Genomic DNA, 12,590 nt, shown 5'->3' with positions numbered 1-12,590 from the left:
AGCGTCAGCACCTCTGGAGAGCGCTCACGAGGGGACCGCTGTGACCGATCCGACAGGACGACGTGCCGAGTTGGAGGCGCGGAACGCGGCCATGCGCGAGCAGGTCGACTCCCTCCTCGCCGAGCTGCGGAAGAAGACCGACGAGCTGCGCGAGACGCAGGCGCAGGCCATGGCGATCACGGCGACCGCGGTGTCGAAGGACGGCTCGGTGCGCGCGACCGTCGACTCCGCCGGCGCGTTGACGGCCCTGGAGTTCTCCGCCAACGCGTTCGAGCGCACCACGCCCGACAAGCTGGCCCGGCTCACCGCCGAGACGGTGCAGCAGGCCGTGGCCAAGGCCAGGACCGAGCTGAACGAGGTGCTGGCGCCCGCGCAGGCGGGTCCGAGCATCGACTTGTCGGAGATGCTGCCCGGCGTGCCGTCGCTGGCCGACCTCATCCCCCAGCCGCCCGTCGTGCCGCAGCCGTCGACGCAGCCGCGTCGTCCCGCGCCGCGGTCGGACGACGACGACGGCGACACCTTCATGGACAGGAGTGGCTGGTGAGCGGGTTCGATGTCAGCGTGTCCGGCCTGCGCCGAGGCGCGGGTCAGTTCGGTGCGGCGGGTGACTCGCTGAGCGGTGTGCTGCAGGCGTTGAACTCGGCGTTGCAGTCCGAGGGCCAGTGCTGGGGCGGCGACGAGTCGGGGCAGGCGTTCGCCAAGCAGTACGTGCCGAATTCGCAAGCGACGTTGGAGGCCTTCGGCAACCTCGCCAAGGCCCTTTCCGACATCCGCACGGGGGTCGAGCAGACCGCCGATGCCTATGAGGGTTCCGACCAGGGCAACGCGACCGGGATCTCCCGGACTTACTGAGGGGCACTGCGGTGGGCATCGAGATCCCGGGCGAGGTCACCTGGCTCTTCCCGATCGTGGTCGGGCAGAGCTGGCCGGAAGGTGACGAGACGGCGCTTCGGCGGATGGCCGACGCCTACCGCACGGCCGCGCAAGGCGTGAAGTCGGTCATCGACGACGGCAACGGCGCGGCGTCCACCGTGTACGCGAGCCAGACCGGCGAGGCCGTCAAGGCGTTCGAGGAGTACTGGAAGAAGTTCTCCGGCGGTGACGACTCCTACCTGCCGAAGCTGCAGAAGATCTGCGAGCAGTTGGCGGAGAGCTGCGACAACACCGCGTTGGAGGTGGAGTACACCAAGCTGTCGATCATCGCGTCGCTGATCGCGCTGGCGATCGAGATCGCCGCGCTGATCGCCGCGGCGTTCGGCACGTTCGGCGCGACGACGGCCGGCATCCCGATCGCGCAGCAGGCGACGCGGCTGATCGTGCAGTTCACCTTCCGCCAGCTGATCATCGCGATCCTCAAGGAGGTCGCGATCTCGGTCGGCATCGACGCGGCCATCCAGGCGATCCAGGTGGCGCGCGGCGACCGCGAGTCGTGGGACTGGGGCAAGACCACCGAGGCGGCGGTGTCGGGCGCGGTGTCCGGGCTGGTCGGCGGTGTGTCGGGCGGGCTGAAGTTCCAGGGCGGCGGGCTGGCCGGGCAGGTGGCGGTCGGCGCGACGCGCGGCGCGGTCGAGGGCGCGGTGTCCACGGTGGGCACGGCGGCCGCGATGGGGCAGGACATCTCGGCGCGGGACGTGCTGATGGGCGCGTCGGCCGGTGCGGTGTCCGGTGGGATCGGCGGGGCGAAGGAGGGGATCTCCGTCGAGGCGCCGCGGATCAACGCCGGTGGACCGGACGGCGGTCCGCCGAACCTGGGTCCCACGCCGGGTGGCGTTCCCGGTGGTGTGCCGGGGGGCGTGCCGGGGGGCGTGCCGGGAGGTTCGCCAGGGGGAGCTCCGAGCGGGCCGCCGGTGAGCCGCGACGGCCTGAACCGGCAGCCGGCCGGGACGACCGCGGCTTCGTCCGTGGCCGCGCCGCCCGCGCCGGGGCCGAGGGTCAGCGCGCCGCCTTCGTTCGGCGGGGATTCCGCCGGGTCTTCGCCCGGTGGCGCTTCGGCGCCTTCGGCCTTCGGCGGTGCTCCGACCACCGGGGCGCCCGGTGGGCGCGGCGGCGCGTCGGTGCCGACGTCGCCCGGTGGTGGTTCGACCGGGCCTTCCATCGGCAGCCGGCTGGGCACGGCTCCCAGCGGCCCGACTCCCGGTGGCCCGACTTCCGGCGGCCCGACTCCGAGCAGCGCGCCCGGTGGTTCGGGTTCGGCCCCCGGCTCGACGCCGGGCGCTGCCGCCGCCCGGGTGCCGGGTGGGGTGCCCGCCGGCGGGCCCGCGTTCACGCCGGGCACGAACGGCGGTCCGCCGAACGGGGTGAGTGCGGCCCCGGCTGCGACGCCTCCCGGTTCGTCCGCCGCGCCCGGCCTCCGGCCCGGCGGTCCCGCCGCCGGTGGTGCTCCGTTCGGTCCTTCTTCGTTCGCCGGCCCGACGCCTGGTGCGGGTGCGCCGGGGGTTGGCTCGCCGGGCAGTGGTGTGCCGGGTGGCGGTGCCACGCCTGGTGGTTCGACGGCTGGTGGTTCACCGCTGGGTGGTTCGACGCCCGGTGGCCCGACGCCCGGTGGTGCCACGCCGGGTGGTCCCGTGCCTGGTGGCTCGACTCCTGGCGGGGCTCTGCCCGGTGGTGCCACACCGGGTGGTCCGACGCCCGGCTCGGTGCCGGGTGGTCCGACGCCCGGGGCGGTTCCCGGTGGTGCCACACCTGGTGGCGCGACGCCCGGTGGTCCGGTGCCCGGTGGTTCGGTGCCTGGCGGCCCGGCTGCTGGTGGTCCGGCTGCTGGTGGTCCGGCTGCTGGTGGTCCGACGCCGGGTGGCGTGCCTGGTGGTGGGGCTGCGCACGGCGGGCCGGTCGCGGGCGGTGTGGTCGCCGGTGGGATGCCGCTCGGCGGAGCTGTGCCCGGTGGGGCTGCTCCGGGTGGGTCGACTCCTGGTTCCGCGCCTTCGGGTCACGCGCCTGCCGGTCCTGCGCCTGCGCCTTCTGCTTCCGCGCCTGCTCCTTCCGCGCCTGCCGGTTCGCCGCCGGCGGGCGCGCCGATGGCGGGTGCGGCCGGAGGTGTCGCGCCTCCGGCCGGTGGCGCGCCCGCCGGCGGGCGCGGGCCCGCCGCGCCTGCGGCCAGTGGCTTCACCGCCGACCCGGCCGCTCCTCCCGCGTCCTCCGGCTCGTCTCCCGCCCGGGATCAGCACGGGCGCGGGAACGACGCCGTCAACGCCAGCTCTTTGACCGGAGCGCCGGTCCAACCGCTGCCCACGACCGGTCACGGGTCGTTGCCCGAGCAGCGTGGGCCCGCGTCCACCACGCCGCCGCAGACCTCCGCGCCGGCCCCGCAACCCGGTGGGTTCGGGCCGCAGCCCGGTGGGTTCGGGCCGCAGCCCGGCGCGCCCGCTCCCGCGTCCGCAGGTCCGCAACACGGCGCACCGGCCCGGCCGGAGGCGTCCGCCCCGACCCGCACGCCGGAGCCCGCGGCACGGTCGGCCCAGCCGACCACCGCGCAACCGCCGACGGCTCCGATCCGCACCGACGGTCCCGCTCCCGCCTCGCGCGGCACGGACGGTCCGACGCCGTCGAGCGACGGGCCCAAGCCGGCCGCCGACGCGCCCAAGCCGGACAGCGCCCCGGTCGGCAGCACGCCGGCCGACAGGACCCCGACCGACACCACGCCGTCCGACACCGCGGACAACACCCCCGGAACCGACAGCACCGACCGGACCGACCGCACCGAGACGCCGAGCGACCTGGTCGGCGAACCCGGTGACGAGCACACCCCGGCGGCCGGTCACGAGTGGCCCGCCGAGACCGACACCAAGCCGGCCACCGACACCAAGACCGACGCCGGCGCGGACCCGTTCCCCGAGAAGAACGTCTGGAACCAGCCCGCGGGCGTGGTGCCGGGCTTCTCGCAGGACGGCCCGTACGTCCCCGTCCACGAGAGCACCGGCCCCACGGACCAGTCCGTCGGCACGTACGACCAGCGCGCCGCCGCCCTCATCGAACCGACCTACCAGCCCTACGGCCCGTACGGCGACTACCAGTCGTTCCGCGACGCCCACTCCAAGCCCGACGGCAGCATCGACTGGCCGCCGAACCAGGGCGCGGACGGCCCGCGCGTCGTCGTGGAGCTGCCCGCCGGCACGGTGCTCGACCGGTTCGGCAGCCCCAACGGCGACTTCCTCTCCCCGCTGCGCCCGGACGGCCAGGCGTACGGGTTCGGCGAGCGCGCGATCATGCCGGACAGCCTCGGCAAGGGCTACCACGTCTACGTCCTGGACGCCCCGCTCACCGTCGAGCTGGCCCAGGTGGCGCCCGCGTTCGACCAGAACGGCGGCGCGCGCCAGCTCCAGCCCGTCCTCGACGGCGCCCTCGCCGACCCGTCCACGGGCCAGATGAGCGTCCAGCGCCTGATCGACCTCGGCGTCCTGCACGAGGTCAGCGTGCCCCCGGCCGACGGCCGCGTGCTGCCGCCCGACTTCGGCACGTTCGACGGCGACGGCAACGTCCGCACGCCCGACCCGGTGTCGGTGGCCGACGCGCAGAACGGCGCGTTCGACAACCACACCTCGGCCGACCCGCCGGTGAACCTCACCCCGAACCCCGACCTCGGCCCGGTCTCGCACCACGGCCCGATCCCGCTCGGCGAGGTCTCCCAGCGCGTCGACCAGGCGATCCGCAACAGCCAGGTCACCGACTCGGGTGTCGCGCTGCACACCGAGGACCGCCTGCGCGACCTGGCCGGCCGGATCCCCGCGAACGAGAACCACGTCGTCCTCGACATCCACACCGACGGCGACGGCGTCCGCATCGGCGACACGCACTACACCCGCGCCGAGCTGGTCGAGCTGATCAACAACCACCCGGACCTCGCCGGCCGGCCGATCATGCTCGTCGGCTGCGACGCGGGCGCGGGCGGCGAGAACAGCCTGGCCGCGCACGTCGCCCGCGAGACCGGTCAGCAGGTCGTCGCGCCGGACACCCTGGCCTGGTCCGACCGCGACGGCAACGTCTACGCCAGCCGGCCCGACGAGTCGGGCGCCGGCCCGAAGCTCCCGCCCGACGGCGGCTGGCACGCGTTCGAGCCCGACGGCACGCACGCGCCGGCCGGCGAGAACGGGATGCCGCCCGGCCACGAGCCCAAGGGCGACCTCGCGACCGACGGCCAGGATCACCGCGGCCGGCTCGACATCGAGCCGCAGGTCCAGCAGCCGTGGACGGCGCCCGAGACCTCGCACGAGCAGCAGGTGCGGCTGCGCGACGACCAGTCGCTCTTCCAGAGCGGCCAGGACCTGCCGAGGGACACCCGGATCACGGTCCAGGGCGAGGACGGCAACGTCCGCACCGTCGTGCACGTGGACGCCGACGGCAACGTCCACGTCGACGCCATCGCGCCGAACACCCGGCTCGGTGACAACCCCGAGGTCCGGCACCCCGCGCCGAACGCCCACTACCGCGTCGAGCTGGGCCACCGGCACGACGTGTTCGTGGGCAACGCCGACGGCACCCGCCAGACCACCCAGGACACGATCAAGATCGGCGACCGGACCGTCACCGTCGACCGCGCGGTGATGATCGAGCCCGTCCCGGAGCCCGCCAACGGCCGCCAGAGGATCGACCGCGACCACCCGCTGGCGCCGAGGCCGGACGAGGCGTTCACCGCGCGCACCGACCTCCCGCCGAACACGCGCATGGAGGTCCACGACACCGACGGCACGTACCGCGGCACGGTGCAGACCGACGCGGACGGCAAGCCGAGGTGGGTGGCCGCGCCGGACTACCTGTCGACCGACGCCCGCAACCCGGAGGTCCAGCACACCTCGCAGGGCACGAACTACAACATCGACCGCGGCCCCCTGCACCAGGAGTTCACCACCAACGCCGAGGGCCACCCGCAGCACGCGGTCGAGCGCACCGAGCCCACCACGACCAGGCAGTCCCCGGTCACGGACCTCAAGCAGGGCGAGCCGTTCAGCCGGCCCGGCCAGGTGCACGACGCGAGCACCGAGTACGTGGTCACCGACGAGCACGGCCAGCACCGGGGCCGGTTCCTCACCGACGAGTCGGGTCACGTGGTGTTCGAGGACACCCACTCGGGGCAGCGCAGCCGGGTCAACACCGAGATCACCCAGGCCCCGGCGGACGCCCGGGTGACGTCCGACGGCTTCTACGGCCTCGGCAAGGCCGAGCACCCCGCGCAGACCTGGCCCACCCCCGCCAACGGCGAGGTCCGGCTGGCGATGCAGCGCACCAAGACCGACGACGGGTACGTCTACTCGGTGAACGTGGTCAGCGGCGACACCAGCGGCTGGACGCCGGAGCAGCGCGCCGCGGTGACGAGGCCGTTCTCCAACGCCGACCCGTTCGCGGGCCGCGCCGACCTGCCCGCGGACACCCGGTTCGTGCTGGACGACCACAAGAAGCAGGGCTACGGCACGTTCCAGACCGGCCCCGACGGCGCGGCCTCGCACGTGCACACCTTCCGGCCGTTCAGCCCGGACCTGAACAACCCGCTGCCCAACGCGGTGCTGGTCGCCGACAACGACGCGTGGCGCGGTCGCACCAACGGCGACGGCGAGACGGTCGCCACGACCGGCCGGCCCGACCTGAAGTCCGGTGGCGCGATCCGGCGCGACGGGAGCGCCCAGATCGACGTCGGCAACCACGGCGAGGTCGACGGGGACGGCAAGAAGCTGTCCGACGGCGGGCACCACCAGGGCAACGAGACCGGCGGTCCCGGTGAGGCGGCGAACCAGTCGAGCCAGCAGCGCGACCAGAACCAGGGCAACGAGCGCCCGGCGTTCGTCACCGCCGAGACCTGGCACCGGATGGAGCGGGACCGCGCGAAGTTCATGAAGTCCGGCGGTACGGTCGAGATGATCGACACGTTCGCCCTGCGCGACCCGCTGCAACGCCACCCGCACACCTACCAGACGCGGTGGCGTGTGACGCTCGCCGACGGCACGACCGAGATCTACGTCAGGAGCTACCCGAATGAGCACAACGCAGCCCTCTGGCCGGCCGAGTTCTGAGCAGCGCCACGACGAGCTGCTCCAGCACATCGGCGGCATGCTGCTGGACGCTGCTCCGGACGGCTTCCGGCGGATCGACCTGCTGGTGCGGATGACCGTGGCCGTGCAGGACGCGACGCTGAAGGTCTACCTGCCCGACGGCGCCACCCCCGAGGTGATGCCGCCGGAGGGGCTGAACGCCGCGTTCCAGGAGATGCGGCAGGTGCTGTACCAGCCGGGCCGCGGCACGTGGTTCTCCGCGCGCTGCGTGGTGAACGCGCCGGTCCGCATCGACATCACCTACAACTTCGACCACGACCCGCGGTTCGACCCGCCCGTGCCGGCCGCGGACTTCGCCCGCGACCTCCAGGTCTTCCCCCGCGACGAGGCCTTCGTCCCCGACTGGCTGCGCGCCAAGCTGGTCGAGGCGGCGGGCGACCCGCGGGAAGACCGGCCCGCGGGAACCAGCACCGAGGAGCAGAACGCATGACCGCACCGCAGCTGGACGTCGAGGACCAGAACGCGATCCTCGGCTCCGTCACCACCCTGTTGGTGCAGCGACTGCCCGGCGACTGGGAGCAGCTCTTCGTCGACTTCCGGATGGTGGGCAGCCACCTGGAGACGCAGGTCTCCGGGCTGACCATGTACGGCTCGTCGTTCGACTGGGAGCTGCCGCCGGAGGCGCTGCCGTTCTTCGTGCAGCTGCGCGACGGCATGGCGCGGCCGGGTCACGGCACGTGGTTCACGCTGAAGTTCCACCTCGTGCACCCCGACACGTACTCGGCGGAGTTCGACCGGGACGCCGAGCCGGACTGGACGCGGCCGCCCGCCGAGCGGCACTACGCCGAGGAACTGGAGCTCTACCCGCGCGACGACGACGCGATCCCGGCCTGGCTCCGCGACCGCGCGGGACTCGGCTCCGCCGAGGCCGGGGTGATCGCCGCGCCGCTGTTCGACGGGCCGGACCCGGTCGCGCACGACCGGCCGGCCGTGCACCCGCAGGAGCTGGACGACGTGCTGGCCTACCTGGAGAACGCGCCGGTCGTGCTGGCCGCGCGCTCCTACGGCCCGGACGCGCTCAAGCCGGACGCCACGCCGTCCGTGCCGCTGTCCTTCCACACCGACGGCACGTGGGTGTGGCCCGGCGGGGTGGCGTACTACCTGCGCAACCACCACGTGCCGCCGGTGCCGCAGCTCGTGCAGCACATCCGGGACCACGGCTACGCCGTGCCGCCGGTCACCGCCGAGGCCGAGCGGGCGGCCTCCGCCGTCGCCACGGGGCAGGCCGAGGGCGCGCCCCTGCCGGAGCACCGGCCTCGCGTGGTCACCGAGGTCGACCAGCGCGCGCTCGACCACCTCAAGGAGCGGCTGGACCACTTCGGGGTCGACCCGTCCGAGTACGGGATCGTCGAGCCGAAGCCCGACGCGCTGGTCGTCGAGCCGGCGCCGGGACCGACCGGCTGGCAGGTCCAGTTCTGGGACTCGAGCCGCGGCCCGCACGGCCGGCCGCGCGTGTACGAGCACGCGGTGGACGCGGCGAAGGTGCTGCTGGCCGAGCTGCTGTGGCGCGCCGACCTGGACCGCACGCGCGCGGCGGCGGAGACGGGCGCGTTGGTGCTGCCGGTCGCGGACATCCAGCCGATGCCGGACGAGCCGCCGCTGTCGCTGTTCCGCGACCGCGAGAACGTGGTCATCCCCGTCGGGGCCGAGATCGACCGGTTCGGCGCCGAGCTCGGCAACCTCGTGTACACGGCCGGGACCATGTTCGGCCACCGATCGTTGCCACCGGATTGGCTGAACCGTCGCTACCACGTGTACCGGGTGCAGAAGCCGGTGCCCGCGCTGAAGGGCGTCGCGGTGCCGTGGTTCGGGCAGGTCGGCGGCGGCACGGGCTTCTTCCTGGCGAGCTCCGTGCGTGACCTGTTGGCCGACGGGAGCCTGGTCGAGGTGCCGCCACCGCCGGTCCAGCAGCCGCAACCGGGCGTCTAGGCACGGTCGCACGGCGTCATTACTCCGTTCGGCTCAGCGGGGTCCCGTGCGGGCACGGGGAGTCGCGGGGGAAGATGTTGCACGTGTCCGAGCTGAAGCCGCTGAACCCGACCGAGCAGGATGCGCTGGTCAAGCAGATCGGCCTGACGCTGATGCGGGCCGCGCCGGAGGAGTGGCGGCACGTGACCGCGGAGTACCGCGCGACCGGCCGGTACTTCGAGCTGGCCGCCGAGGTGCGCACCGCCGACGGCGCCCTGCGTTCCTGGTCGCCGCCCCAGGAGGTGGCCGGGCTGTTCTCGCGGCTGCGCGCGGGCATGTACCGCGACGGCCGGGGCAGCTGGTCCAACGCCCGCTACCAGCTGGACCACCCGTCCAGCTACAACCTCGACTTCGACCGCGCCGAGCCGTCCTGGACCACGCCACCGCCACCGCAGGCGTACCTGGACGAGATGCGCTTCTTCCCGCGCACCGACGACAACGTGCCGGACTGGCTGCGCCGACGGCTCCAGCAGGCGCCGCCCCCGCCGCCGCCGGCCGACCAGTCGCCGCCGCTCCGGGCGTTCCGCACGGCCCGCGTGTTCGACGGCGCCGGTGCGGGCGGCCGGCCCTCGGTGAACCGCCCGCCGGTCGCCGAGGCCGACCACGACCTGCTGCTGAGCTACCTGGACCGGGCCCCGGTCGCGGTGCTCGGGCGCGGGTTCGACGCGGACGTGCTCAACCCGGACGCGCCGTCGGTGGTGCCGGTGGCGTTCCAGACCGACGGCCACTGGATCTGGCCCGCCGCGGTCGGCTACTACCTGCGCGCCTACGGCGTGCCGCCGGAGCCCGAGCTGGTGGAGCGGGCCAAGGCGCTGGACTTCGTGCTGCCCGAGGTGACCGAGGAGGCGCGGGTCGCCGCCGCCGCGAACCTGGGCGCGCCCGCCGCGCCGCAGGGGGCCGAGCTGCCGGTCGCCGAACCCGCGCCCGCGCCCGCCGAGCCGCCCGCCGAGGTGGGCGCGACGGTCGCCGCGCCGCTGCCCGAGCTCCTGGCCGACGAGCCGCGGCCCGCCGAGGCGGTGTCCGGGCGCGCGGACGTCGAGGAGACCGCGAACCTCACCGAGCTCAAGCCGGACGTGATCGAGTACGCCCAGGAGGGCCCGCCCTACCGGGTGCGGTTCGACGAGGACGGCCCGGTGATCGACGACCGGTACCGGCGCGAGTCCTACGTGGACGGGATGGACCTGTTCGCGCCCGGCGCCTACGAGCGCGAGGCGGACGAGGACCAGCGCGAGCTGAACGACACCCAGACCTGGAACCCGTTCACCGACGAGGAGCCGGAGTCCGGTCCCGCCGAGCGGACCGGCGAGGTCGAGGCGGTCGGCGCCGAGCCCGCGCACGACCACGCGCCGCACGACCACCCGCCGCACGACCAGGTGTCCCACGACCAGCCGCACGACCTGCCGCCGCACCAGCCCGCCTACGACCAGCCCTCGCACGAGCAGGCGTACGAGCAGCAGCCGCACGAGCAGGCCGAGCACGAGCCGCGGCCGGTCGAGGAGCGGGCGTCCGAGGTCGACGCGCGCCACCCCGCCGACGAGGCCGAGGTCACCGCCGAGTTCGAGGTCGACCAGGCCCGCCTCTACACGCCGGAGCACGTCGAGGAGCAGGGCTTCGCCGACCGGGACGAGTCGCGGTTCGAGGAGCCCGCCGAGCAGGCGTTCACCGAACCCGACGAGCCCCTGTTCGCCGAGCAGGCCGACGACCGGCGTGAAGTCCGGCACGAGGACCGGCACGACGAGCCCGAGCCCCACTTCGCCGACCGCGACCACCACGACGATGACCGGGACGACCGCGACCACCGGGACGACCGCGACCACCGGGACCTCCAGGACGACCGGGACCTCCACGACGACCACGCCGAGCGCGACGACCGCATCGAGCGCGACGAGCACCCCGAACCGGCCGGCCAGCCGCAGTTCGTGGAACAGGTCCCGCCGCCGTTCGCGGACCAGGCGACCCGGTTCGCCGAGGCCGTGCAGCCGTTCGACGACGTGTCCCCGGCCCCGGCGCCCGTGCCGAGCCTGACCTCGCCCCCGGTCCAGCCGCCACCCCCGGTCCAGCCGCCGCCACCGGCCGAGCCGCGGCAGGTCACGCCGGAGGAGGAGCGCGAGCTCTCGGGCATCCGCCGCGCGCTGGACGAGCTCGACGTGCCGCCCGCCGCCTACCGCTTCGGCGAGCCCGCCGACCGCGCCTGGCTGCTGCGCACCGAGGGCCCGGACTGGGAGGTGTCGTGGTTCGACCACGGGCCCACCAACCCGGTCCGCTTCGACCGGCTGGAGGACGCCGCCGCGTACCTGACCGGCAAGCTGGTGCTCACCAGCCGCCGACCGCAGCGACCGATGCCGCCCCCGCCGCCGCAGCAGCGCCCGCGCCCGCCGATGAACAACGGCTTCCGCGAGGAGCCGCCGCGCCGTCCCGCGCCCCCGCAGCGCCCGCCGGTCGAACCGCCCGTGCCGGCACAGGCGCAGCAGGGCGCGCCGCAGCCCTCGGGCGCCACGACGTCCACGCAGGAGCCCAGGCCCCAGCGGTCGTGGCCGATCAACCCGATGAACGGCGAGCCGCCGCTGACCCTGTTCCGGCACAAGACGATGGTCGAGCTGCCCGCCGGCGTGGAGGTGGACCGCTTCGGCGAGGGCGAGGGCAACCTCGTCTACGCGGCGGGCACGCCGTTCGCGCAGCGCTCGCTGGTGCCGTCGTGGATCAACCGGCCGTACCACGTGTACCGGCTGCGCCGACCGGTCGAGGTGCTGACCGGCGTGGCCGTGCCGTGGTTCGAGCAGCCCGGCGGCGGCACGGCCTACCTGATGCCGAAGACGATCGACGACATGATCGCCGACGGCCTGCTGGTCGAGGTCGCGGGCCAGGAGGCCCCGGGTCACTAGCCGACGCGCAACCCGTGCGCCGCGGCGAAGGCGACGGCCGTGTCCAGGTCCACCCGCGCACCGCGCAGGGTGGCCTGGGCCAGCCCGTCGGCGTCCAGCCGTGCGCCGCGCAGGTCCGCGCCCTCCAGCCGGCACCCGCGCAGCCGCGCGCCGGTCAGGTCGACCTCACGCAGGTCCGCGTCGCGCAGGTCGGCGTCCTGGAAGTTGGCCTCCCGCAACCGCAGGCCGCGCAGCGACGCCTTGCGCAGCACGGCGCCGGACAGCCCGACCAGCGTGAGATCGGTCTCGGTCACCGTGATCGGCCGCAGCGCGCAGTCCAGGAACATCGACCCGAGCCACGAGCACGACGTGAACTCGGCGGAGGCCAGCACGGCCCGGGTGAACCGGCAGGAGCGGAACGCGGTCGCCCGGTGCGCGGACCCGCCCAGGTCGGCGCGGTCGAACGAGCAGTCGGTGAACGTGCACCCCGAGGTCGCCAGCCCGCGCAGGTCGGCCTCGGTGAAGTCGCACCGGACGAACGACCTGCCTTCCCACTTCTGCCCGCACAAGACCGCGTCGGAGTAGTCCTCGCCGATGATGTCCACTGTCACACCTTGTCATCGCCGCCCAGTTGGTAACCTCCGACCTGCCGGGCAACCCGCCCGGTGCGCGGTCCCGGAGTAGAGACCGCCGCTGACAGGTCGTCAGCCTGCCTAGTGGTCGT

7 protein-coding genes are annotated in these 12,590 nt (G+C 74.3%); 6 read left to right on the top strand and 1 reads right to left on the bottom strand.

What is annotated here, in order from left to right; genetic code table 11:
* Positions 1–40: 40 nt before the first annotated feature.
* The 6 genes from IOD16_RS33195 to IOD16_RS33170 all read left to right on the top strand — a co-directional run bounded on the left by IOD16_RS33195 (position 41) and on the right by IOD16_RS33170 (position 11,887).
* On the top strand, positions 41–544 hold the full coding sequence (locus IOD16_RS33195) for a YbaB/EbfC family nucleoid-associated protein (protein ID WP_170185207.1): 504 nt from the start codon (positions 41–43) through the stop codon (positions 542–544).
* Positions 541–852, top strand: coding sequence for a WXG100 family type VII secretion target (locus IOD16_RS33190; RefSeq protein ID WP_236594529.1), 312 nt, complete (start codon positions 541–543; stop codon positions 850–852). Before IOD16_RS33195 ends, IOD16_RS33190 begins: the two co-directional genes overlap by 4 nt.
* 11 nt (positions 853–863) lie before the next feature.
* Positions 864–6,998 carry a WXG100-like domain-containing protein gene (locus tag IOD16_RS41345; RefSeq protein WP_201437638.1) on the top strand — a complete coding sequence of 2,045 codons (6,135 nt, stop codon included), beginning with the start codon at positions 864–866 and terminating at the stop codon, positions 6,996–6,998.
* A complete protein-coding gene (locus tag IOD16_RS33180; RefSeq protein ID WP_201437637.1) occupies positions 6,961–7,467 on the top strand; it encodes a hypothetical protein in 507 nt (168 codons plus the stop codon). Before IOD16_RS41345 ends, IOD16_RS33180 begins: the two co-directional genes overlap by 38 nt.
* Positions 7,464–8,966 carry a TNT domain-containing protein gene (locus tag IOD16_RS33175; RefSeq protein ID WP_123745371.1) on the top strand — a complete coding sequence of 501 codons (1,503 nt, stop codon included), beginning with the start codon at positions 7,464–7,466 and terminating at the stop codon, positions 8,964–8,966. The genes IOD16_RS33180 and IOD16_RS33175 overlap by 4 nt, the downstream gene beginning before the upstream one ends.
* A gap of 83 nt (positions 8,967–9,049) precedes the next feature.
* A complete protein-coding gene (locus IOD16_RS33170; protein ID WP_201437636.1) occupies positions 9,050–11,887 on the top strand; it encodes a TNT domain-containing protein in 2,838 nt (945 codons plus the stop codon).
* Here the strand turns inward: IOD16_RS33170 and IOD16_RS33165 are convergent.
* Positions 11,884–12,471 (bottom strand): pentapeptide repeat-containing protein, encoded by a 588-nt coding sequence (locus IOD16_RS33165; protein ID WP_201437635.1) that lies wholly within the window; start codon positions 12,469–12,471, stop codon positions 11,884–11,886. The two genes, IOD16_RS33170 and IOD16_RS33165, sit on opposite strands and share 4 nt — an antisense overlap.
* Positions 12,472–12,590 lie beyond the last annotated feature (119 nt).

The organism is Saccharothrix sp. 6-C, from assembly GCF_016695385.1.
In the GTDB taxonomy this organism is placed as follows: domain Bacteria; phylum Actinomycetota; class Actinomycetes; order Mycobacteriales; family Pseudonocardiaceae; genus Actinosynnema; species Actinosynnema texasense.
This window is presented reverse-complemented; position numbering and strand designations above follow the sequence as displayed.